Consider the following 22,820-nt stretch of genomic DNA (forward strand, 5'->3'; position numbering starts at 1 on the left):
CTGAGTTCACGGCAGGCGCGCCCCGCGAACGGCCGGATCCGTGATGCAGTGCACGAGCGAGAGCCCCTTGTGTGCCAGAGCCTGTTCGAACGCGTCCCGGAAATCCAAGGTGCGTTCGACGCGGATGCCGAGCCCGCCGAAAGCCGTGGCCATGGCTGCGAAATCCGGGTTCTGCAGGGCCGTGGCCGTGGCCCGGCCCGGATATTCGCGGTCCTGATGACCGCGGATGGTGCCGTAGACCGAATTGTCGTTGAGCACGACGGTAAGGTCCGCGCCGTACTGGACGGCCGTGGCCATCTCCTGCCCGTTCATGAGGAAGTCCCCGTCGCCGGCGATGCAGAACACCGCCCGTTCCGGATGGACGAGCGCGGCGGCGACCGCAGCCGGCAGACCGAATCCCATCGATCCGTTGCGCGGGCCCAGCGCCGAGGGGAACCCGTGCGTGGGCAGGAACCTGGTCGCCCAGCCGGAGAAGTTCCCCGCCCCGTAGGTGATGATCGCGTCGTCCGGCAGCAGATCCTGCACATGGACGAATGCTTCGTCCATGTCGACGAATCCCGCCGAGGCGGCCGACCCCGAGCCTGCCACCTGCGGTTTCCGCCACGCCTCGAGCTCGGCCCGGGACTCGGCGACCCAGGCCGGCAGCGGCACGGCATCCCCGGCCGCCTCGGACAGGGCATCGCCGAGCGGCGGTTCGTCGATCGAGCCGTCGGAGGACACCGAATATGTGCGGGTTCCCTCCTCGGTGAACAGGGACTGGGCGAACCGGCCGACCGAGGTGACGATGTGCTGGTCGAGGCGACCGAAGTGGCCGTGCGCATCGGCATCGGGGCCGATGACGACGGTGCGCTGGTCGACTCCATTCGTGAAGCCGTCGGTGGCCACGTCAGTGCGGACACAGCCCAAGAAGATGTGCAGGTCCGCCTCGGCGAGGGTGCGCTTGGCCACGGGGGACGCACCATAGCCCAAGATGCCGAGGAAGTTCGGACTGTCGTGGTCGATGCCGTCATAGGCGCGGAAGGTGCCGAGCACCCCGAGGCCGCGGTCGCGTGACCATTGGGCGATGCGCCGCGAGGTCGACGGGGACCAGTCCTCGCCGCCGATGATGAGCACGGGGCGGTCGGCAGCGGTGATGCGGGCACGCAGCTCCGTGACGTCCCCGGCATACGGTGAGGCCGATCCATGCACGCGAGGGGGCAGCACCGTCCCCGAACTCGGGCGGACGAGGACCTCTTCGGGCAGACCGACGATGACGGGACCGGGCCGCCCGGTCACGGCGGTGTGCATGGCGTCGACGACCACCTCGGCGGCCTTATCGGGATCATCGAGGGTGAGCACCTTCTTCGCGGTCGAAGAGAACCAGCCGTCCAGGTCGAATTCCTGGAAGGATTCGCGGCTGCGATGATCGGTGGGGATGAGGCCGACGAAGACGACGAGAGGGGTCGCATCCTGGTACGCGGTGTGGACGCCGACCTTGACGTTCGCCGCACCGGGACCACGCGTAACCATGGCGATGCCGGGAACCCCGGTCATCCGCCCCTCGGCGACGGCCATGTATGCGGCCCCGCCCTCCTGGCGGCAGACGATCGGGGTGATAGCCGAATCGCGGAGACCATCGATGACATCGAGATACGACTCGCCGGGAACCAGATAAGTGCGAGTGACTCCGTGTGCTTCAAGTTCCTCGACGATGAGATGACCTGCAGAAAGAGACGCGGAGGTGTCCATACCCCATGCTTATCATCATTTCGCCTCCTGTGGTTGTCTCAACTGCCCACCACCCTGCCCATTCGAAACTGTGAGGTCGTATGATCGTGCAACAACGGAATCAGCACGGTCCGCCGACTGAGCCCGTGAGCAGGAAATCCACACCGGACCGGGGTGGGGACTGAGACTGACAGCCAGGAGGCTCTCGCATGACCGGAATCGACTCCGACCAGGCAACGGCGCAGGAGTTTGAGCCCGCCGACCTCGGCGGCGGCCGCAGGCACGGTCGCGTCGGAGCCCCCTCGACGCCGCGCCGGGCGCAGCTCGAACGGGACCCGGGGATGCCGGCGAGCACGTGGCGGCTGCGTTCGGACGCGTGGGAGTACCTGAAGTTCGCGATCAAACGCCTAGCCGTCAGCGGCGGGGACTTCTCGATGATCGCCGAAGACGGCGAGGTGTGGCGCTCGCTGCGTTCGCTGAAGACGATCGAGCTCTACTGGGCAGGTTTCGGCCAGCGCTATGTCGAGGAGATCACCGACCTGCTCTCGAACGGCGAATTCGACCGCGCGCACGACATGATCACACGTGCGGTCAATCGGCTCCGGGGCACCACCGTGCCCGACACCGGTGAAGACGACCTCACCGAGGATGAGCGCGCCGAGCTCAAGGACCGCCAGGACACCCGTCCCCGCTTTGAGGTCCTCATCGTCGACGAGACCACCGAGGGCGGCCGCGATGAGCTGCACACAGACCTGCTCAAACTTCGCAACGCCTCAGACCAGTTCATCTACGACTACGTCATCGTGCCCACTGCCGACGATGCGGTGGCGGCGGCCCTGACGAACCCGAACCTGCTCGCCTGCGTCCTCCGCCCCGGTTTCACCGACAACACCCGCGAGGTGCTCAGCCGCGACCTGCGCGATTCCATCGAGTTCGCGCACACCTCGACGAAGGAATCGCCGACGGCGCCGATGAGTCCGCTCAATTCGGTGCGCCGGGTGCTGCGGCTGGCCGACACCCTGGCGAATCTGCGCCCCGAACTCGACCTCTACCTCATGGCAGGCGCCCATATCGAAAGCCTCGCCGGTGCCCTGACGCACCGGTTCCGCCGCGTCTTCCGCCGCGAGGACCAGTTCGAACTCCACCTGTCCCTGCTGCGCCGCATCCAGCACCTCTACGACACTCCGTTCTTCGATGCGATCCGTGAGCACGCCCGCCGCCCCGCCGGTGTCTTCCATGCACTGCCCGTCTCCCGCGGCGGCTCCGTCGTCGGGTCCAAGTGGATCGGCGACTTCGTCGACTTCTACGGACTCAACCTGCTGCTCGCCGAATCCAGCGCCACCTCCGGTGAGCTCGATTCCCTGCTCGCACCGGTGCACACGCTGAAGAAGGCACAGTCGCTGGCCGCCCGCGCCTACGGTGCCAAGCGCACCTACTTCGTCACGAACGGGACGTCGACGGCGAACAAGATCGTCCACCAGGCCGTCGTCTCACCCGACGAGGTCGTCATGGTCGACCGCAACTGCCACAAGTCCCACCACCATGCGCTCATGCTCACCGGTGCCCGCACCGCCTACCTCGAGGCGTATCCGCTCAACGACGTCGCCTTCTACGGGGCGGTGCCGCTGAACAGGATCAAGCAGCTGCTGCTCGACTACCGGGCCGCCGGCCGCCTCGACGAGGTGCGGATGATCACCCTGACCAACTGCACCTTCGACGGCATCGTCTACGACCCCTACAAGGTCATGTCCGAATGCCTGGCGATCAAACCCGACCTCGTCTTCCTCTGGGACGAAGCCTGGTTCGCCTTCGCCCGATTCCATCCGGTCACCCGCAAGCGCACCGCCATGGTCGCCGCGGAGACCCTCGAGGAGAACCTGGCCACCAACGCCCATGCCGCGGCGTACCGGGAGCAGCAGAAGCGCCTGTTCGATCCCGAGACCGGTGCCCCCGCCCCCGATTCGGTGTGGCTGGAAGAGGACCTGCTGCCGCCGCCGGACGCGACGATCCGCGTGTACGCGACCCAGTCGACACACAAGACGCTGACCGCACTGCGCCAGGGATCGATGATCCACGTCTACGACCAGGAGTTCTCGACCGGCGCCGAGGAGGCCTTCCACGAGGCGTACATGACCCACACCTCGACGTCGCCGAACTACCAGATCCTCGCATCCCTCGACCTCGGTCGCAGGCAGGTGGAGATGGAGGGCTTCGCGCTGGTGCAGAAGCAGCTTGACCTGGCGATGAGTCTGTCTTCGGCGATCGCCAGGCATCCTCTGCTGAAGAAGACGTTCAAGGTGCTCACCGCCGCCGATCTCATTCCCGAGGAGTACCGGGTCACCGAGCGGACGATGCCGCTGCGCGATGGGCTCTCCACGATGTGGGACGCCTGGGTTCGCGACGAATTCGTCGTCGATCCCAGCCGCATCACCGTCGAGATCTCGGGCACGGGAGTCGACGGGGACACGTTCAAACACGAACATCTCATGGACCGCTACGGCATCCAGGTGAATAAGACGAGCCGGAACACCGTGCTGTTCATGACGAACATCGGCACCTCACGCTCGGCCATCGCCTACCTCATCGAGGTGCTGGTCAAACTGGCGGGGATGTTCAATGATCCGCACGAACTCCACGAACAGGACGCGCTGACCGAACCGGCCGCGGTGATGCCCCCGCTGCCGGACTTCTCGGCCTTCGCCCCCGACTACGCGGCCGAGGTGCCCGCCGACGACCCGTCGAAGCAGCTGCCCGACGGCGACCTGCGCACCGCCTACTATGCGGGTCTGCGTCGCCAGAACATCGAGCATGTGCTGCCGCATGAGCTGCGACGCAGGGTCGAGAACGGGGAACATCCGGTCTCGGCCGGATTCGTCACCCCGTACCCGCCCGGGTTCCCGGTGCTCGTGCCCGGACAGGTCATCACCGCCGAGGTGCTCGACTTCATGTCTGCGCTCGACACCCGTGAGATCCACGGCTACGACTCCCGCCTGGGCTACCGCGTCATCCTCAAAGAGGTCCTGGAGAACTGAGCGAGATCGACCATGCAGACCACCCGGCTTGCCGGGTCGGGGGAGGCTGTCATGCGATATCGGCTTCGGCGGGAACTTCTACGCCTTCTTCTCCGCCGCCGACGCCGGCATCCCGTTCGAGCGTGATCGTTCCGAGGACTTCATCGCCGCCGGTCGCGAGATCATGGCCGCCGTCAATGAGCAGCTCGACCGTTCACCAGGCGGAACCGGGACGAGTGCGCTCATGGCCGTCCGGCATGCTCGCGGTCAGTTGGGGACGCACACGGATTTCGTCAACGAGTGCTTCATCGGCACCTCGTTCACCGGACGACTGATCGAGAAGACGAGAGTCGACGAGCACGTGGCTGTGGTGCCGACGATCACCGGCAGGGCCTGGCTGACCTCGACCTCGCAATTCATGCTCGACCCCAGCGACCCGTTCCCCGCCGGTTTCACACTCTGAAGTAGGGCCGGAGGCTACCCTAGCTGGCCGGGGTGGAGCACGCGGGAGAGGAAGTCCTTCGTCCGCTGCTCCTGCGGGTTGCCGATGACGTCCTTGGCCGGTCCGGCTTCGACGACGACTCCGCCGTCCATGAAGACGACGCGGTCGGCGACCTGACGGGCGAACTCCATCTCGTGGGTGACGACGACCATTGTCATTCCCGCCTCGGCGAGGTTGCGCATGACCTGGAGGACGTCACCGACGGTCTCCGGGTCCAGCGCCGAGGTGGGCTCGTCGAACAGCATGACGTCGGGGTCCATGCTTAGGGCCCGGGCGATCGCCACGCGCTGCTGCTGACCGCCGGAGAGCGAACCGGGCTTGGCCTCCATCTTCTCGGACAGCCCGACCTTCGCGAGGTTCGCCTCGGCGACCTTGTTGGCCTCGGCCTTCGATCGCTTGAGGACCTTTGTCTGCGCGATTGTGAGGTTCTCGCGCACGGTGAGATGGGCGAAGAGGTTGAAGGACTGGAAGACCATGCCGATGCGAGTGCGGGCGGCGTCGATGTCGAGATCGAGGTCGGTCATATCCATGCCGTCGACGACGATCGAGCCTCCGGTGGGCGTCTCGAGCGTGTTGATGCATCGGAGCATCGTCGACTTACCCGAACCTGAGGGCCCGATGACGCAGACGACCTCACCTTTGTCGACGTCGAGGTTGATGTCGGTGAGGACCTGGTTCGTGCCGAAGCTCTTCTGCAGATTGCGGATCGCGATGATCGGGGTCTTGGTCGCTGCGGGCATCATTTCACTCCTGAATCGGCGGAACCGTATTTGCGCTCGAGCACCCGCGACAGATACGACAGCGGGATCGTGATGATGAGGTAGCACAGCGCGATGACGATGAACGGGGTGAGGTTCGCGGTGTTGACGATCTCGGCGCGGCCGAGCGCTGCGAGCTCACGTCCGTCGACCGAGGAGCCGAGGATGTAGGCGAGCGAGGAGTCCTTCGCGAGCAGGATGAGCTCATTCGTCAGCGGCGGCAGGATGATGCGCATCGCCTGCGGGAGGACGATCGTGAACATCGCGCGTGTCGATGACATTCCCAGCGACCGAGCTGCCTCGATCTGTCCCTTCGGCACGGCCTGGATGCCGGCGCGGATCGTCTCGGCCATATACGCCGATGACACGAGTCCGAGGGCGATCATGATGACGATCAGCTGTGGCAACCTGAACCCTGGGAAGGCGACTGGCAGCCCGAAGCCCATGACGAGGAAGACGACGAGAGCGGGCAGTCCGCGGAAGAACTCGATGTAGATCGTCGCGAGCCAGCGATAGACGCCGACCGAGGACAGACGCATGAGGGCGACGACAAGAGCGATCGCCAGGCCGAGGGCGAAGCCGAGGAACGTGTAGATCACGGTGTTCTTCAGCGCCATCGTGATGACGTCGGGGAACATGCCTGCGGCGACATCGACGCGAACGAATGTTTTGATGAAGGTCGGCCAGTCGGCGAAGATGGCGATGAGGATCGCGATGACGACGAGGATGGCGTATTGGATGCCGCGAGAGAGCTTCGCCTTCTGGCGTTTGCTCATCTTCGCTTTCGGAGTGGCGGTGGCGGCCGGGACGGCAGGGCCGGTCTGGCGGCCGTCCTCGTTCGCTGTGGGAACTGACATGGGTGTCCTTCGAAAAGCTGTGGCGGGGGTGTCCGCCGGGGGTGCGTGCCGTGAGTGTCGGTTGGGACTCCGGCAGGTCGGTCGAACTCAGCCGAACGGGCGGCCCGCTGCAACGACGAATTGCAGCCGGCCGCCCATTCGCGGGTGATCACTTCGGTGCTTCTCCGAACCACTTCTTGTAGATCTTGTCGTACTCGCCGTTGTCCTTGATCTCCTTGATCGTGTCGTCGACGGCCTTCTTCATCTCGGTGTTGCCCTTCTTCATCGAGATGCCGTAGTGCTCGTCGGTCTTGATGTCGAAGCCGACGGCGAAGCCCTTGTTCTCAGTGTTGTAGTTGTAGAGCACGCCGTTGTCATTGATCACGGCGTCGACCTGACCGGTCTTGAGCGCTTCGAGCGAGAGCGGCAGATCCTCATAGGTGATGACCTCGGAGTCCTTGAAGTTCTCCGTGGCGTAGTCGAGGCCCGTGGTGCCGGACTGGGCGGCGATCTTGAAGCCTTTGAGCGCTTTCTCGTCCTTCGCGGTCTTATCGGCCTTCGTCAGGATCGCCTGATTCGCATCGAAGTACGGTTCGGAGAAGTCCGTGGCCTCCTCGCGCTCAGGGGTGATCGTCGTCGCCGCGGCCGCGACATCGCACTTGCTCTGGTTGAACTCCGCGCCCGAGGTGATCGTCTCGAACGAGGTGTTGATGATTTCCTGCTCGACGCCGAGTTTCTTCGCCACGGCATCGACGATGTCGACGTCGAAGCCGACGACCTCGCCGTCCTTCTCGAACTGGAACGGCTGATAGGACAGGTGGGTGCAGGTGGTCAGCTTGCCTTCCTTGACCAGGGGGACTCCGCCTTCGGCGGTCGCTGCAGGTTCGGAATCGCCTCCGCCGCCGCAGGCGGACAGGGCGAGCATGGCGCCGGCGGCCACGATGGCCAGGCTCGAGCGTCGTTTCATGGTTCCTCCAGGGGATCGGTGACCGTGTCGTCACGCAAACGGATTGCCCGGACATCCGTATCTGGGCAATGTCTGAGAGGAATCCTACCGTGAACTGGGTCACACCAATGACGCTTTGATGAGCACCGAGGCGGTTGTGACGAAATCGTAGTCATTCCCGGTGACCGGGACGGTCGCTAGGTCTCCGGCCGCTGACGCGAAAGGGCCCGACCAACGAAAACGTCGGTCGGGCCCTGATCCAGGAGGCTCAGCTCAGCTGATCCTCCATATCGAGGTCAGAGGTGTCCTTGGCCAGCCACAGGGCGACGATCGTGACGATGGACGCGGCGATGATGTAGAGACCGCAGTAGAAGATCGACCCACCTTCGGCCTGCCACAGAGCGACCATAGCGAACGGTGCCGGACCAGCCCCGATGACGCTGGACATGTTGTACGAGATCGCCGAACCCGTATAGCGGACATTGGCGGGGAAGAGCTCCGGCAGGTACGCGGCCATCGGTCCGAAGGTCAGCCCCATGAGGATGAAGCCGACGATGAGACCGATGATGACTCCCGGGGTGCCGGCATTGAACAGGGCGTTGACGACGAGTCCGTAGGCGGCGATGAGCACGGTCACGCCCAGCAGCGTCTTCCGGCGTCCCAGCTTCTCGGCCAGGGGGCCGGAGACGACGGTGAAGATGCCGAAGAAGACGACTCCGATGATGAGGTAGGTGAGGAATTCGTTCTTCGTGTACCCCAGTCCCGCGACGAAGCCCGCGGGGTCGAAGGATTTCCCTGCCGCCTCGGCGGCGGTCTGGGCCTGCTCAGGGGTTGCCGGTGAGGTGCCGTAGGTGAGGGTGAACGCGGTCATGAAGTAGAAGATCACGTAGGTCGCGAGCATGATGAACGTGCCCAGGATGAGCGGCTTCCAGCTCGTAGCGAAGACCCGCCCGAGCGGGGCCTTCGAGATCTGCTGCTTCTGAGCGACGAGCTGGAATGCCGGGGTCTCCATGAGCGACATGCGGACATAGAGGCCGACGGCGACGAGCAGGGCCGAGAGCAGGAACGGAATGCGCCAGCCCCAGGCGAGGAACGCCTCGGGGGAGGTCCAGGTGCCGAGGGCGACGAAGAGCAGGTTCGCGATGATGAAGCCGACGGGCGCGCCGAGCTGTGGGAAGGTGCCCCAGATGGCGCGCTTGCCCTTCGGGGCATTCTCGGTGGCCAGCAGTGCCGCGCCCGACCATTCGCCGCCGAGGCCGACACCCTGGCAGAAGCGCAGGAGGACGAGGAGCAGCGGCGCGAGGACGACCCAGCCCGGGGTGCTGGCGGTCGGCAGCAGGCCGATGAGGAAGGTGCCGATGCCCATGATGAGCAGGGAGGCGATGAGCGTCTTCTTCCGGCCGATGCGGTCACCGAAGTGACCGAAGATGATCGAACCGAGGGGGCGGGCGACGAAGGCGACGCCGAAGATCGCGAACGAGCTCAGCAGCTGAGTCGTCGATGTCTGATTGGGGAAGAAGAGGGCCGGGAAGACCAGCGAGGAGGCCGTGGCGTAGGCGTAGAAATCGAAGAACTCGATCGTGGTGCCGACCATCGAGGCGGTCAGGACCTTGCCGCGGGTGTTGTTCTTCCGAGTCGCCGCGATCGCGTCGTCGACCCCGGGTGCCGAGGAGGGATTCTCCGGCTGTGTTTCGGTGGACATGGTGGTGCTCCGCTGTTTCGTGAAGTGCAGGCACGGGCGGGTGGTCCGTGCCAATGGAAAAGGCCGTCGGCGCTGTGTCAGCCACAGCGTCGACGGCGACGAATCGACATTACGCTCGTCTCACAAAACGTGATTTCCGAGTCTCACAGAATAAGATTACTAGGTGGTCGAAGTGTTCTGGACAACTCGGACGGGCGGTCAGTCCGCGGTGGTGACCTCGGTGATCGTCACCTTCGCTTTGGGTGCGCCGTCGCCGGCACCGGAGTCTGTGCCCTTGGCAGCGAGATCCGCGACGGTCTTCGTGCTCTTCTCATCCAACTGTCCGAACACGGTGTAGTCGGGCGGCAGCGAGCTGTCGTCGTAGACGACGAAGAACTGGGAGCCGTTCGTATCCGGGCCGGAGTTCGCCATGGCCAGAGTGCCGGCCGGGTAGGTCTCGGAGCCGTCGAGCTCATCGGCGAACGAGTAGCCTGGGCCGCCCGACCCGGTGCCCGTGGGATCGCCGCACTGGAGGACGAAGATGCCCTCGGTGGTCAGGCGGTGGCATTCAGTGTCGTCGAAGTACTTCTGCGCGGCCAGCGACCGGAAGCTGTTCACGGTGCACGGGGCGCGATCGGCATCAAGAGTCACCGCGAGTTCCCCGGCGCTCGTCGCCACGGTGGCGTCGACGCTGCCTTTTGCCTGCGGCTTCTCTTCAGGAGCGTCGACTTCCTTCGCGCCGGACTGCGAGTCAGCAGGGTAGGAGCAGGTTCCCGCAGCGGCCGAGGAGTCCGATCCTTCAGAGGACTCGCCGGAGTCCCCTTCGGAATCAGACGACCCGCATCCGCTCAGCAGCAGAAAAGCGAGGACAGCGAAGGCAGCGAGGGTCAGCAGAAGGGCCGACTTCGAGCGACGGGTCGATTCATCAGAGTGGCGGGTCAGGGCATGAGAGCGACTCTGCGCGAGGTGATCCATGCGTTCATCGTATCGGCACTCAAACGTAGGTCACCATCGGATACTTTCAGCGCCGAGAAGTATCCGATAACGACCTGGATTTGCCGCAAGGCCAACAGCCCAAGGACTCAGGTCTCGACGGAGGTGCGGGTGCTCGGGTCGGGGGAGCCGCCTCGGCGAAGGAAGATCGCAACGGAGATGACGATGAGCCCGGACACGCACAGGCCCACGCCCACCCACGCCGGTGCACGGTAGCCGAGGCCGGCGGTGATGACGATTCCGCCGAGCCACGCGCCGAGCGCATTGGCGAGGTTGAAGGCGGCATGGTTCATGGCCGCCGACAGGCTCGGGGCGTCATGGGATTCGCGGAACAGACGCATCTGCAGGGCCGTGGTGATCATCGACCCCGAGATGCCGATGAGGAAGAGCGCGATGATCGCAATGGCCGCGATGTGGGTGAAGGCACCGAACGCGGCGAGCACGAGAGCAGAGAGGATCATGCCGCCGGTGGCCGAGCGCTCGATGGACTTGTCGACCAGGGGTCCTGCAATCAGCGACCCGGCGGTCATGCCCAGGCCGTAGACAGCGAGCACCCACGGGATCGCGACGCTGGGGACGCCGGCGACGTCGGTCATCGTCGGGGTGATGTAGGTGTAGACGGCGAACATTCCGCCGAAACCCACGGAGCCGGCAACGAGGGTGAGGATGATCTGCACGCGTCCGAGTGCCTTGATCTCCCCGCGGGCCGAGGGCACCGCGCCGAGCTTCACGCGCGGAACGCCGACGGCGACCATGATGACGGTGAGCACTCCGAGCGCGGCGACGAGGGCGTAGGCGCTGCGCCATCCGAACATATTGCCGAGTGCCGCGGCGAAGGGAACGCCGAAGATGTTCGCGATCGTCAGGCCGAGCATCACTCGTGACATGGCTCGGCCGCGGCGGTTGGCCGGGACGAGGGAGGCGGCGACGACGGCTCCGATGCCCAGGTAGGCTCCGTGCGGCAGACCGGAGACGAAGCGCGCGATGTTGAACAGCCCGGCTGTCGGGGCGAGCATCGAGGCGAGGTTGCCCAGAGCGAAGAGACCCATCATGCACAGGAGCAGCAGCTTGCGATCCATGTGCGCGGCGATGGTCGTGATCAGGGGTGCGCCGACGACGACGCCGATCGCATAGAACGACACCGCGTGCCCGGCCTGGGGGACCGTGATGCCCAGCTCCTCGGCGATCATCGGCAGCAGGCCCATGGTCGCGAATTCGGTCACCCCGATGGCGAAGGCGCCGATCGCCAAGGCGAAGACGGCGAACTTGTAGACTCCGCGGGAGACCGGGGCATCACTCATGGGGCTCCTTCAAGGAAACGCGGGATCGGGGAGGCAGCCGCACCAGCCTATTGCCCACAGCGGTTCCTCGGAACCCCTCAGGTATCCAATGTGACGATTCGAACAGCCTCAGTCGGCGTTCTCCTCCGCCTCGTATTCGGCCAGGGCCTGCGAGGCGACGGAGAAGGCGGTGTTCGCACTCGGCACAGAGCAGTAGATGGCCGACTGGAGGAGGACCTCCTTGATCTCATTGCGGGTGAGCCCGTTGCGCAGCGCAGCTTTGACGTGCATCGCCAGCTCCGCCTCGTGGCCTCCGGCGATCATGGCCGTGAGCGTGATCGCCGAGCGCATCCTCCTCTCGAGTCCCGGCCGGGCCCAGATCTCTCCCCATGCGTAGCGGGTGATGAGGTCCTGGAAGTCGCTCGTGAAGTCGTCGACCTTCGCATTCGCGCGGTCGACGTGGGCGTCGGAGAGCACCTGCCGTCGCACGGTCATTCCGGCCTCGCGCACATCGTCACGACTGGCTTCCCTCGGTCCGGAAGCGGTCGGAAGTTCGGTCTCCGAAACTCCTGCGGCGGCCGCGCCGACCCCGCCCGTGCCGCCGGCACCGCCACCGAGTCCCTTGCCCTGCAGAAAGTCAGCGAGCAGACCCGCGGTCACGACCGGAGCCTCGGCCGGGACGAGGTGGGCGGCACCGTCGATGACCTCGAGGAGCGCGCCGGGGACCTCGCCTGCGATCTCGGCGAGCTTCGTCGCCGGAGTCGGCTGGTCCTGGGAACCCGCGACGGCTAGCAGCGGCCTCGTGATCTCGGGCAGGCGCGAGCGGACGTCGAAGTCGGCCAGCGCGTAGCAGAGAGCGGCATAGGAGAAGCGGTCGGCGTCCTGAAGAGAATGCAGGAGTGCGGCCGAGGCCTCCGGTTCCCGGTCCATGAACCCTTCACCGAACCAGCGCTGGGCCGAACCGATGACCTGAGTCGGGGTGCCCGAGGTCGCCACGGTCTGTGCCCGTTCCTCCCACGCCGAGGCCTCACCGATCTTCGCGCCCGTGCAGAAGACAGCGATGCGGCCGAAGCGGTCGCCGTGGTCGAGTGCCAGCTGCAGGGCGGTGGCGCCGCCGATCGAATCTCCGGCGAGGTCGACGGGAGCGCCGGGGGCGGCCACATCGGGAAGGACCCGGTCCAGGGTGCCCAGGACCGCCTCGGCGAGGTCGGACATCGTCACCCGTGGGGCAACCGACGTCCCCGCGGGGACATCGATCGGTGCCGAACGGCCGTGACCGGGCAGGTCGATGCCGATGACCGTCATCTCCGGGCTGAGTGCGGTCAGTTCGGTGGCGGCCTGCTGCCATAGGGCTGCCACGGAGGTGCCCAGCGAAGGCAGGACGACGAGTACTCGGGCATCGGCAGCGGGGGAAGCTGGTGCGGAAAGAACGGATGCGGTGAGGTCCATGGGTGTCACTTTCTTCGGTCGGTTCACAAGTCGAAAAAACGGGTCTCAGTCGAAGGACGGCAGGTCGATCTCCTGGGGTCCGGAGTTATCGATGGTCGCCAGGATGGTGCGGCGGATGTCCTCGGCCTCACCGAGGTAGGACTCGGGGGTGAAGAATTCCTCGATTCCATCCTCGTCGCCGATCTCCGCGCGAAGTGCTGCGACAGGGTCGGAGCCGGGGGCGATGATGGCTGCGCGGGTGTCTTTGTCGATCCGATCGCCGAAGACGATGCCGAGCTTCTCCCCATAGATCCCGGGGGAGGCGGCGTCGAGGTTCGCGCGCATGGCCTCGGCGTTGACCCGCAGGCCCGCGATCATCTCGTCGAGCATGATCAGCGAGGAGATCGCCAGGGTCATGAGCTCGGACAAGGCCGGCCACTCGGCATGCCAGGCACCGTCGGAGCGTTCTTCGATGGCTTCGGCGGCGGCCGTGGTCAGGGTGGACAGCGATCCGGGGACGCGCATTCCGTTGCGGTGGAGCAGCACCGCCGAGGTGGGATTCGACTTGTGCGGCATCGTCGAGGATCCGCCGGTGGAGGCCAGGGACAGCTCACCGATCTCGGGGCGCACGCCGATGAGGACGTCGCGGGCGATGGAGGCCCCGACGGTGACGCACTGGGCGAGGTGGGAGCCCCAAGACAGGATGCGTACGCGATCGGTGTGCCAAGGGACGGGGACCTGTGTGAGCGCCGCATCGGGACCGACCATCTGCACGTGGAATTCGCGCAGCAGGAACTCCGTGGAGTCTCCGGCGAACCAGTGGATCGCCGCACGGGTGCCGGCCGCGCCGCCGACCTGCACATAGTCGACATAAGGTGCCTGCCCTTGGACCTCGTTGACCTCGGCGGCCCAGGCGGCGGCTTTGAGGCCGAAGGTCGTCGGCAGTGCCGGCTGAGTGAGGGTGCGGGCCAGGCACAGCGTCTGGGCGTGGGCGTCGGAGAGTTCGACGAGGGAGGCGCCGATGACCTCGAGGCGCGCTTGCATCTGCCGCACGACGCGGGAGACGAGTAGGCCGATGGCCGTATCGATGACGTCTTGGCTGGTCAGCCCCCGGTGCAGGCATCGTGAGGCTTCCGGGGAGAGTTGGGAGCGGACGAGGGCGAGAAACGGGATGAGCGGGTTGCCGCCGGATTCGGCGGCCTCACCCAAAGACTCGAGTTCGGTGTGATCGTCCGTGAGCGTGCGGATCGTGGCATCGATGGCGGCGGCCACCTCGGCGCGGATCTCCGACGACACCAGCCCCACCCGCCCCTGCGCGACGATCCACGCGGTCTCGACTTGGCCGATCGCGGTGATGAACGAGGCGTCGTCGATTGCTTCGGATCCGCGCAGATCGCCGGGGGCGAAGAGGAACCGGGTGTGTGCGGTGTCGGTCATGTCGCGTCAGTCCTCGTGGCTGGGGAAACGGAGGAAGGGGGTTTCCTCCTCACCCTGCAACCGTATGTCGAAGTGCAGCGATCCGTCAGCCCCTCGAGTGGCGATGAGGCGGGAGCGCTCGTCTTCGTCGAGCGATGACAGGAGCGGGTCAGCGGCTAGGGCCGCGGTGTCCTCGGGCAGGTAGATGCGGGTGAACAGACGGTTGAGCAGACCGCGGGCGAAGATGACGACGCTGATGAAGGGTGCCTTGCCCGCCTCGGTGGGGCCGGGATCGACCGTGGAGAAGCTGAACTCACCTTCCGGGTCGACGGCGGCGCGGCCGAAGCCGGTGAAGGTGAAGCCGTTGCGGCGCAGCGATCCCGTCTCGCGGGGGACAGCGCCGTGCTCATCTGGCTGCCAGATTTCGAGGATGGCATCGGGGACCGGGTCACCTGCCCCGTCGAAGACGGTTCCCGTCAGCTGCACGGCGCGAGCCGAACCCGGAGGGACGAGTTCATTGTCGTGCTCGAAGGGCAGCGCATAGCCGTAGAACGGGCCGACGGTCTGGCCCGGGGTCGGCGTGAGATCAGGGGTCGTGGGGGTGTCAGTCATCGTCCTCTTCTTCCATCCAGGTCCGGTTGGAGCCGGTGAGCACGATGTCCCAGTTGAAGCCCATGAGGAATTCGTGCTCGGTGATGTTGTGGTCATAGGTCGCCACGAGGCGGTCGCGGGCCTTCTGGTCGGTGATCGACTGGTAGATCGGGTCGAGAGCGAAGAGCGGATCCCCGGGGAAGTACATCTGGGTGATCATCCGCTGTGTGAACTCGGACCCGAAGAGCGAGAAGTGGATGTGGGCCGGTCGCCAGGCGTTGTGGTGGTTCTTCCACGGGTACGGACCCGGTTTGATCGTTGTGAACGAGTAAGAGCCGTCGTCGCCGGTCAGGGTGCGGCCGACGCCGGTGAAGTTCGGGTCGATCGGAGCCGGGTGCTGGTCGCGTTTGTGGATATAGCGTCCGGCCGAGTTCGCCTGCCAGATCTCGACGAGCTGATTGCGCACGGGGCGGCCTTCCCCGTCGAGGACCCGACCGGTGACGCGGATGCGCTCGCCGATGGGTTCGCCGTCGGCCTGGATGGTGAGATCCGATTCGAGGGTGCCGATGTCCCGGTGCCCGAAAGCGGGGGAGAAGAGCTCGATGGTCTCCGGGTCGGTGTGGCGGGGGTCCTTCGTCGGATGACGCAGGATCGACGACCGGTAGGGCCGGTAGTCCAGGCGCGGCTGAGTCTCGGGCTTCTTGCCGCCGGCGATGTCCTGTGTGTACTGCGCTTCGATGCTCTCGATCTCGGCGGACAGGGTCGCCTGGGCTTCGGCTGCGTCGTCGGGCCCGAGGGCGGCCGCCTCGGGGGTGGGTGAGGTGTTCTGCGGACTCATCGTGGCACCTTTCTGCTTCGGTGGGAGTCGGTTGGGATCGGTGGGGTGCGGTTCAGCCGTGGGGCCAGCCGGTGTAGCACTCGGCGAGGTAGCGGCGACCGTGTTCGGAATCGAGGATGGACCGGAGTTCGCCGAGGCTGCGCTTCGTTTCGAAGTCATCCTGAGTCGGGTCGGTGTGGAGCATCCGGGTCATCTGGTACGAGAAGTTCTGCGCTTTCCACACGCGTTTGGTGGCGGTCTGCGAGTAGCCGGCCAGCGCCTCGGCGTCGGAGTCCTTGAACGCGGAGATGAGGGCTGGGGCGAGCACGGCCACGTCGGCGAAGGCGAGGTTGAGGCCCTTCGCTCCGGTCGGTGGGACGGTGTGGGCGCTGTCGCCGGCGAGGAACATCGAACCGTGCTGCATCGGCTCGGTCACGGCCGAACGGAAGGGGAGCACGGTCTTGTCGAAGATCGGCCCGGTCTTGAGTTCGAAGCCGTCGGGGCCGTCGACGCGGGCCTGGAGTTCGGTCCAGATCCGATCGTCGGACCATTCAGCGACGTCGGTGTCGGGGGAGGCCTGGAAATACATGCGCTGGACGCTGTCGGAGCGCTGAGAGATGAGGGCGAAGCCGCGTTCGGAGCGGGAGTAGATGAGGACTTCGTGGCTGGGCGGGGCTTCGCAGAGGATGCCGAACCAGGCGAAGGGGTACTCGTGGAAGAAGCGCTGCCGGGTGCCGTCGGGGATCATCGAGCGGCATGGTCCGCGGGAGCCGTCGGCGCCGACGACGTAGCGGGCGTCGATGCGCAGTTCGTCGCCGTCTTCAGTGGTGGCGGTGACCCAGGGACGTTCGGTTTCGACATCGCCTAGGCAGGTGTCCGTGACCGAGTAATAGGTGGGGCGGCCGGTCCGTTCTCGGGCGGCGGAGAGGTCGACGAAGATCTCGTTCTGGGGGTAGAGCCAGACGGATTCGCCGACGAGTTCGGGAAAGTCGAAGTGGTTCGAAGAGCCGTTGACTCGGATGTCGATTCCGTCGTGGCGGTGCCCGTCCGTGTGGACGCGCGATTCGACGCCTGCGGCCTCGAGCATGCGCACCGATCCTGCTTCGAGGATGCCGGCGCGGTGGGTGTGGGCGATGTCGTCGCGGCTGCGGTTGTCGATGACGACGGATTCGATGCCTGCGTTGTGCAGCAGGTGCGCGAGCATGAGCCCCGCGGGTCCGGCTCCGACGATTGCGACGTCTGTCTGAAGTTGTGCCACCTTGGCCTCCTTGCCTGTCTCGTCCCAACAGTGTGCGCCGAGTCACTGACACGACGCGATGGCGTTCTCAATGAATGGGAGAAGGGCGGTTCTTACGGTGTTCCCGCGGCTCTCCTCGTCGCTCTTGGTTGACTAGCATCTGATTGTTGAGCAAAATTGACCACTGTTGTGTTCGTCCGCGAACCTGCCGTGAACAGAAAGCAGCTCAATGATCATCACCGGACTCATCGTCGGCCTCGTCCTTGGATTCGTCTTCCAGCGCGGACGTTTCTGCGTGACCGGCGCCTTCCGCGACCTCACGCTGACGGGGAACACGCGCTGGTTCTCCGCACTCATCGTGCTCATCGCCGTGCACTCCATCGGCCTCTTCCTGCTCAACAGCTTGGGAGTCATCACCCTTGAGGCGACACCGTTCCCGTGGCTGGCCTCAATCGTCGGCGGACTGATCTTCGGCTGGGCCATGGTCTACGCCGGCGGCTGCGCGACGGGCACCTACTACCGTGCCGGTGAGGGACTCGTCGGCAGCTGGTTCGCTCTCATCTTCTACGCTCTCTTCTCTGCAGTCATGAAGCTCGGCCCGCTCGCCGGCTTCACCGAGGGCATCCGCGGGATCACGCTCGACAATGGCAGCCTGCAGGCAACCACGGGTCTGAGCCCGTGGGTCTTCGTCGCTGTTATCTCGGCGATCGCCATCTGGCTGACCGTTCACCACGCTCGCAAGCTCAAGACCCCGATGGCCACCCTGCCCCCGCGCAAGACCGGTCTTGCGCACCTGCTCACCGAGAAGCGCTGGAACCCCTTCGCCACTGCCGTGGTCATCGGCATCATCGCAACGATCGCCTGGCCGCTCTCTGCCGCCACGGGCCGCAACTCGGGTCTGGGCATCACCACCCCCTCGGCGAACCTCGTCGGATACCTCACCACCGGTGACACGCAGCTCGTCGACTGGGGTGTCATGCTCGTCATCGGCATCCTCGTCGGCTCCTTCATCGCAGCCAAGGCCTCCGGTGAGTTCCGGGTCCGCGTGCCGGACAAGGGCACGATCATCAAGTCGATCATCGGCGGAATCGGCATGGGCGTCGGCGCGGCCATCGCCGGCGGCTGCACCGTCGGCAACGCGATGGTCTCGACCGCACAGTTCGAATACCAGGGCTGGGTGTCGATGGTCTTCATGATCGTCGGCGCCGGAATCGCAGCCAAGGTCTCCATCAAACCGAAGAAGTCGCAGGCCGCAGCGCCCGCGGCGGAAAGCAGGACAGTATGAAGCAAGTACTCGAAACCGACGGTCAGGTCTGCCCCTTCCCTCTCGTCGAAGCGAAGGACGCGATGACCGGTCTGGAAGCCGGTGACGAACTCGTCATCAACTTCGACTGCACGCAGGCCACCGAGGCGATCCCGCAGTGGGCCGCCGAGAACGGCTACCCCGTCACCCACTTCGACCGAGTCACCGACGCCAGCTGGACCATCACCGTCCAGAAGGCCTGACTCGCGGGAGACACCAACCGCATCGGCCGGCGCAGCTGCAAAGCTGCGCCGGCCGATGCGCAATGTCAGTGCCGATGTCTAGACTCAAGACATGAAGATCACGGTTCTCGAAGGCGATATCACCGAGGTGGCCGTCGACGCGATCGTCAACGCCGCGAATTCGTCCCTGCTCGGTGGCGGCGGGGTCGACGGAGCCATCCATCGCGCGGCTGGTCCCGCGCTCCTCGAAGCCTGCCGCGAGATCCGGCAGACCACCCATGTGCGTGGTCTACCACCTGGTCAGGCTGTTGAGACGATTGCCGGTGACCTGCCTGCTCGGTGGGTCATCCACACGGTCGGACCGAACCGGAACGCGGGTGAGGCGGACCCGGAGATCCTCGAGTCCTGTTTCGAGTCGAGCCTCAACCTCGCCGAGGAGGTCGGAGCCTCCTCGATCGCGTTCCCCGCCATCGGCGGCGGAGTCTACGGCTGGTCGCCCAGAGATGTAGCCGAGGCGGCTCACTCAGTCATCGTCGACGGACGATCGCGCGGGCGCTGGGAATCTATCGACGAGGTGCAGTTCGTCCTCTTCAGCGATCAGATGACGAGCGTGTTCTGTCAGGTATTCGACCACGATCAGTGGTGATGTCATGAAGGTCAACAGGGTCACTCCGGACATCGCGGTCGACGACCTCGACGCCGCGCGGGGGTTCTATGCGAGCGAACGAGGAATGGGGAGTACGGCGGTTCTTCGTCCGAGCACCCGACGGCAACGTGTTCAATATCGTCGCGCACCCGGAGTGAACCCACGCGGGGCAGTGTTCACGCTGCCCTGTCCCGCACTCTGTGTACGACCGCCAGCGCCAGCGCCGTGAGGGCCCAACTGGCGGAGAGGAGCAGCGGGATTCCGGAGATGATGGCCTCGACGACGTATTCGGGACCTGTCTGCAGGACGGGGCCGACGATCTTGACGAGGAGGAATCCGAGGACTCCGATGAGGAGGAAGATTCCCGATCTCGTGCGAAGAACCACGTGCAGGGGCTTCTGCTGCTGGGTGATCAGATGGCACTCGGCTCGAGTCGTTCAACGAAACGTGCCTGTTCAAGAAACTTGAACAGGCACGAATCATTGAACACCCGATGAGGGCGCGGGGATGTCACACCGCGGTGTAGCCGCCGTCGATGAGGTAGTAGGCGCCGGTGACGAACGAAGCGTCATCGGAGAGCAGGAAGGACACGACCTTCGCGACCTCGTCGGCGGTGCCGAGGCGGCCGAGGGGATGCTTGGCCTTGAGGCCCTCGATGACCTCGGCGTCCAGGCTCGATTCGAGCAGGGGAGTCGTAATGTAGCCGGGGCCGACGGCGTTGATGCGCAGTCCCTCGGTGCCGTATTCAGCGGCGGCATTCTTCGTGATGCCGACGACGCCGTGCTTGGCTGCGGTGTAAGCGCCGTTGTTGATCGCGGCGACGGTTCCGTGGACCGAAGCCATGTTGACGATCGCCGAGTCCTTCGCGCCGGACTTGAGCATCGCCGGGATCTGGAAGCGCATGCCGTAGAGCACGCCATTGAGGTTGACGTCGATGACCTTGTCCCAGGAGTCGAGGTCGGTTTCGCCGACCGGGACCTGCTTGCCGCCGATGCCGGCATTGTTCACTGCGAAGTTGAGCCCGCCGTAGGTATCGACAGCGAACTGGACGGTCTTCTCCGAGTCTTCCTTCGAGGACGTGTCCTGCTTGATCGCCGAGGCGGTGCCTCCGGCCTCAGCGATCTCGCCGGCGACACGCTCGGCTGCCTCGAGATTGATGTCGGTGAGGACGACCTTCGCGCCCTTGGTGGCGAGGTCCTTGGAAATCGCCTCTCCGAGGCCCGATCCTCCTCCGGTGACGAGTGCAACTTTGCCGGTGAAATCTGCCATGGTGTGACCTTCTTTCTCGAAAATCTGTGGGACCCCGCTGATGTGGTCCTCACCAGGCGTAACGAGGAAGAGTCGGAGAACATTCCGCTGTAAGTCGGCCTGTTCGGTCACACGGGGCATTGATCGAGGCCGGCAACAATGGTTAACTGGTTGCAATCTGCAACTAGATTGATGATCGCTGCGGCGCGAGGGGGAGTGATGGGAAAAGTGGCATGGGGTTTCACCTGTTCGATCGACGGATTCATCGCCGGGCCAGGCCATGACATGTCGTGGCTCTCGGCCTCCGAACCGAACGCCGAAGGCACCACCGAGGGCATGGCGTCGAAGGTTGCCGTCATCATCTCCGGCCGCCGCGGCTACGACGCGGCCAAGACGCAGGCCGACGAACGCGATGAGCTGACGTCCGAGGCTTACGGCAGTGCGTGGTCGGGGACGGAGATCATCCTCACCCACCGCCCCGAGGAATTGGCTGAGGACGCCTCGGTGACCGCGATGAACTGCACCATCACCGAGGCGGTCGAGAAGGCCCAGGCCATCGCCGGCGACCGCGACATTCAGATCATCAGCGCCGATATCGCCCGGCAAGCGCTCGAGGTCGACCTCATCGACGAACTCCAGGTCTACGTCGCCCCAGTCTTCCTCGGCGACGGCACCCGGATCTTCGATGTTCCCGGCGGACGGCGGGTCGACTGGGAGCTCGAGACGATCGATACGGCGAACGCCCGCAGCTTCGGCCGGACGTACCGACCCAAGAGGTCTAGCCCTCCCGCCGACTGAGGTCCCAAAGGATCCGCAGGGCCTCCTCGTCGAACTCCTCGCCGGAATCGACATCCGGTGAACCGCTTCTGACCTCGGCGTGGAGGCGTTCCATCTTCCGGTCGAGTTCGCTGGCCGCGTCGGCCGCCTCGGTGAGTTCGCCAACGAGACGATCGGGAACGTCGCCGTCGAACTTGTAGTGGATCTTGTGTTCGAGGCTCGCCCAGAAGTCCATCGCGATCGTGCGGATCTGCACCTCGCAGATGACTGGGGTCGGCCCGCTGCGCAGGAACACCGGAACCTCGAGGATCGCGTGCAGGCTCCGGTAGCCGTTGGGCTTCGGCTCTGCGATGTAGTCCTTGACCTCGACGAGGCGGACGTCGTTCTGCGCGGTGAGCAGCTCGAGGACGTGGTAGGTGTCGGCGATGAAGCTGCAGGTGATGCGGATGCCCGCGATGTCGGTGATCTCCCGCCGGATGATCTCGGTGTCGAGCGGCAGGCCCCGACGATGGACCTTCTCCAGAAGGCTCCGCGGCGACTTCACGCGAGAGGAGATGTGCTCGATCGGGTTGTAGCTGCGCGTGTGGACGGACTCCTCGCGCAGGATCGAGATCTTCGTGAGCACCTCGTCGATGACGAATCGGTGGTGCATGATCAGCTGCGAGAAATCCAGGCGCAGCTGACGGACGCTCTCGATCTGCTGCGTTGTCAGGGCTGTCTCTGCTGGCGTCATCTCTCTCCCGATCTCCATTGTGGCCTCAGTGTATCGGCGGAACATCTGTTCTGCGTCAGTGCCGAGAGGTACCGTTTTGCGATGTGCAGAAACATCAGAACACTCCATAATTTCGAACCCGCCGCCACCTCCGACGAAGTCCACGCCGCCGCCCTGCAGTACGTGCGCAAGATCGCCGGGACGACGAAGCCCTCGCAGGCCAATGCCGAAGCCTTCGACGCCGCTGTCGAGGAGATCGCGCACACCACCCAGCACCTCCTCGATGCGCTGGTGACGAACGCGCCGCCGAAGAACCGAGAGGAGGAAGCGGAGAAGCGACGAGCGAGATTCGCAGGTCGCGCATGACGATCGCCGGACTCGTCGTCGCCGGCCTCGCCGCCGCCCTGCACGTCTTCATCTTCTACCTGGAGTCCATCGCCTGGACGAGTCCACGTGCCCGCGCCACATTCGGCACCACCGAGGCCGAGGCCGAGACGACGAAGTCCCTGGCCTTCAACCAGGGCTTCTACAACCTCTTCTTGGCACTCGCTGTGTTCATCGGCCTCATCGTCTTCGGTACAGGCTCTGCTGCGGTCGGTCTCACCCTCGTCTTCGTCGGGGCAGGATCGATGCTCGCTGCAGCACTGGTGCTCGCACTCTCAAGCCGTGAGCTGCTCGCCTCCGCGATCAAACAGGGCGCTCTGCCGCTGCTCGGTGTGCTCTGCCTGATCGTCGGAGTGCTGATCTGA

General features: G+C 65.2%; 23 protein-coding genes. 8 read left to right on the top strand and 15 right to left on the bottom strand.

Annotated elements, in window-relative coordinates; all coding sequences use genetic code 11:
* Positions 1 to 6: 6 nt before the first annotated feature.
* Entirely contained in the window at positions 7 to 1,728 is a 1,722-nt protein-coding gene (locus BI49514_RS09745; protein WP_101546361.1) for a thiamine pyrophosphate-dependent enzyme, read from the bottom strand.
* A 188-nt stretch (positions 1,729 to 1,916) separates the two neighbouring features.
* Here BI49514_RS09745 and BI49514_RS09750 point away from each other — a divergent pair, with 188 nt between their 5' ends.
* Complete coding sequence (locus BI49514_RS09750) at positions 1,917 to 4,739, top strand: aminotransferase class I/II-fold pyridoxal phosphate-dependent enzyme (RefSeq protein WP_101546362.1); 2,823 nt, start codon at positions 1,917 to 1,919, stop codon at positions 4,737 to 4,739.
* 28 nt (positions 4,740 to 4,767) lie between these two features.
* Positions 4,768 to 5,181 carry a proline racemase family protein gene (locus BI49514_RS09755; protein WP_244195010.1) on the top strand — a complete coding sequence of 138 codons (414 nt, stop codon included), beginning with the start codon at positions 4,768 to 4,770 and terminating at the stop codon, positions 5,179 to 5,181.
* A 14-nt stretch (positions 5,182 to 5,195) separates the two neighbouring features.
* On the opposite strand, the gene BI49514_RS09760 is transcribed toward BI49514_RS09755, so the two are convergent.
* From BI49514_RS09760 to BI49514_RS09810, 11 genes are all read right to left on the bottom strand, one after another.
* The gene (locus BI49514_RS09760) at positions 5,196 to 5,960 is read right to left on the bottom strand and encodes an amino acid ABC transporter ATP-binding protein (protein WP_147293528.1); all 765 of its coding nucleotides are present in this window, start codon (positions 5,958 to 5,960) and stop codon (positions 5,196 to 5,198) included.
* Positions 5,960 to 6,754 carry an amino acid ABC transporter permease gene (locus BI49514_RS09765; protein ID WP_101546386.1) on the bottom strand — a complete coding sequence of 265 codons (795 nt, stop codon included), beginning with the start codon at positions 6,752 to 6,754 and terminating at the stop codon, positions 5,960 to 5,962. Before BI49514_RS09765 ends, BI49514_RS09760 begins: the two co-directional genes overlap by 1 nt.
* Positions 6,755 to 6,983: 229 nt before the next feature.
* Positions 6,984 to 7,781, bottom strand: a complete 798-nt coding sequence (locus tag BI49514_RS09770) for a basic amino acid ABC transporter substrate-binding protein (RefSeq protein ID WP_101546364.1) — start codon at positions 7,779 to 7,781, stop codon at positions 6,984 to 6,986.
* A gap of 247 nt (positions 7,782 to 8,028) precedes the next feature.
* Positions 8,029 to 9,462 (bottom strand): MFS transporter, encoded by a 1,434-nt coding sequence (locus BI49514_RS09775; RefSeq protein WP_101546365.1) that lies wholly within the window; start codon positions 9,460 to 9,462, stop codon positions 8,029 to 8,031.
* A 198-nt stretch (positions 9,463 to 9,660) separates the two neighbouring features.
* Positions 9,661 to 10,416 (bottom strand): peptidylprolyl isomerase, encoded by a 756-nt coding sequence (locus tag BI49514_RS09780; protein ID WP_101546366.1) that lies wholly within the window; start codon positions 10,414 to 10,416, stop codon positions 9,661 to 9,663.
* A gap of 107 nt (positions 10,417 to 10,523) precedes the next feature.
* On the bottom strand, positions 10,524 to 11,735 hold the full coding sequence (locus tag BI49514_RS09785) for an MFS transporter (protein WP_101546367.1): 1,212 nt from the start codon (positions 11,733 to 11,735) through the stop codon (positions 10,524 to 10,526).
* A gap of 108 nt (positions 11,736 to 11,843) precedes the next feature.
* Positions 11,844 to 13,163 (bottom strand): bifunctional 3-oxoadipate enol-lactonase/4-carboxymuconolactone decarboxylase PcaDC, encoded by a 1,320-nt coding sequence (gene pcaDC, locus BI49514_RS17295; protein WP_101546368.1) that lies wholly within the window; start codon positions 13,161 to 13,163, stop codon positions 11,844 to 11,846.
* A 45-nt stretch (positions 13,164 to 13,208) separates the two neighbouring features.
* Positions 13,209 to 14,579 (bottom strand): lyase family protein, encoded by a 1,371-nt coding sequence (locus BI49514_RS09795; protein WP_101546369.1) that lies wholly within the window; start codon positions 14,577 to 14,579, stop codon positions 13,209 to 13,211.
* A gap of 6 nt (positions 14,580 to 14,585) precedes the next feature.
* On the bottom strand, positions 14,586 to 15,170 hold the full coding sequence (pcaG, locus tag BI49514_RS09800) for a protocatechuate 3,4-dioxygenase subunit alpha (RefSeq protein WP_101546370.1): 585 nt from the start codon (positions 15,168 to 15,170) through the stop codon (positions 14,586 to 14,588).
* Positions 15,163 to 15,987, bottom strand: a complete 825-nt coding sequence (pcaH, locus tag BI49514_RS09805; protein ID WP_101546371.1) for a protocatechuate 3,4-dioxygenase subunit beta — start codon at positions 15,985 to 15,987, stop codon at positions 15,163 to 15,165. Before pcaH ends, pcaG begins: the two co-directional genes overlap by 8 nt.
* 52 nt (positions 15,988 to 16,039) lie before the next feature.
* Entirely contained in the window at positions 16,040 to 17,224 is a 1,185-nt protein-coding gene (locus tag BI49514_RS09810) for a 4-hydroxybenzoate 3-monooxygenase (protein WP_101546372.1), read from the bottom strand.
* 208 nt (positions 17,225 to 17,432) lie between these two features.
* On the opposite strand from BI49514_RS09810, the gene BI49514_RS09815 reads away from it, so the two are divergent.
* The 3 genes from BI49514_RS09815 to BI49514_RS09825 all read left to right on the top strand — a co-directional run bounded on the left by BI49514_RS09815 (position 17,433) and on the right by BI49514_RS09825 (position 19,334).
* The gene (locus tag BI49514_RS09815; protein ID WP_101546373.1) at positions 17,433 to 18,488 is read left to right on the top strand and encodes a YeeE/YedE family protein; all 1,056 of its coding nucleotides are present in this window, start codon (positions 17,433 to 17,435) and stop codon (positions 18,486 to 18,488) included.
* Positions 18,485 to 18,709, top strand: a complete 225-nt coding sequence (locus BI49514_RS09820; protein ID WP_039207979.1) for a sulfurtransferase TusA family protein — start codon at positions 18,485 to 18,487, stop codon at positions 18,707 to 18,709. Before BI49514_RS09815 ends, BI49514_RS09820 begins: the two co-directional genes overlap by 4 nt.
* A 91-nt stretch (positions 18,710 to 18,800) precedes the next feature.
* The gene (locus BI49514_RS09825) at positions 18,801 to 19,334 is read left to right on the top strand and encodes an O-acetyl-ADP-ribose deacetylase (protein WP_101546374.1); all 534 of its coding nucleotides are present in this window, start codon (positions 18,801 to 18,803) and stop codon (positions 19,332 to 19,334) included.
* A gap of 176 nt (positions 19,335 to 19,510) precedes the next feature.
* On the opposite strand, the gene BI49514_RS09835 is transcribed toward BI49514_RS09825, so the two are convergent.
* Positions 19,511 to 19,720, bottom strand: a complete 210-nt coding sequence (locus BI49514_RS09835) for a hypothetical protein (protein ID WP_101546375.1) — start codon at positions 19,718 to 19,720, stop codon at positions 19,511 to 19,513.
* Between the two features lie 124 nt (positions 19,721 to 19,844).
* On the bottom strand, positions 19,845 to 20,603 hold the full coding sequence (locus BI49514_RS09840; protein WP_101546376.1) for an SDR family NAD(P)-dependent oxidoreductase: 759 nt from the start codon (positions 20,601 to 20,603) through the stop codon (positions 19,845 to 19,847).
* A 198-nt stretch (positions 20,604 to 20,801) separates the two neighbouring features.
* On the opposite strand from BI49514_RS09840, the gene BI49514_RS09845 reads away from it, so the two are divergent.
* The gene (locus BI49514_RS09845) at positions 20,802 to 21,380 is read left to right on the top strand and encodes a dihydrofolate reductase family protein (protein WP_101546377.1); all 579 of its coding nucleotides are present in this window, start codon (positions 20,802 to 20,804) and stop codon (positions 21,378 to 21,380) included.
* On the opposite strand, the gene BI49514_RS09850 is transcribed toward BI49514_RS09845, so the two are convergent.
* The gene (locus BI49514_RS09850; RefSeq protein WP_101546387.1) at positions 21,361 to 22,092 is read right to left on the bottom strand and encodes a GTP pyrophosphokinase; all 732 of its coding nucleotides are present in this window, start codon (positions 22,090 to 22,092) and stop codon (positions 21,361 to 21,363) included. The two genes, BI49514_RS09845 and BI49514_RS09850, sit on opposite strands and share 20 nt — an antisense overlap.
* 81 nt (positions 22,093 to 22,173) lie before the next feature.
* On the opposite strand from BI49514_RS09850, the gene BI49514_RS09855 reads away from it, so the two are divergent.
* Positions 22,174 to 22,437 (top strand): DUF2277 domain-containing protein, encoded by a 264-nt coding sequence (locus tag BI49514_RS09855; protein ID WP_062245112.1) that lies wholly within the window; start codon positions 22,174 to 22,176, stop codon positions 22,435 to 22,437.
* A complete protein-coding gene (locus BI49514_RS09860; RefSeq protein ID WP_101546378.1) occupies positions 22,434 to 22,820 on the top strand; it encodes a DUF1304 domain-containing protein in 387 nt (128 codons plus the stop codon). The genes BI49514_RS09855 and BI49514_RS09860 overlap by 4 nt, the downstream gene beginning before the upstream one ends.

The organism is Brevibacterium iodinum ATCC 49514, from assembly GCF_900169265.1.
In the GTDB taxonomy this organism is placed as follows: domain Bacteria; phylum Actinomycetota; class Actinomycetes; order Actinomycetales; family Brevibacteriaceae; genus Brevibacterium; species Brevibacterium iodinum.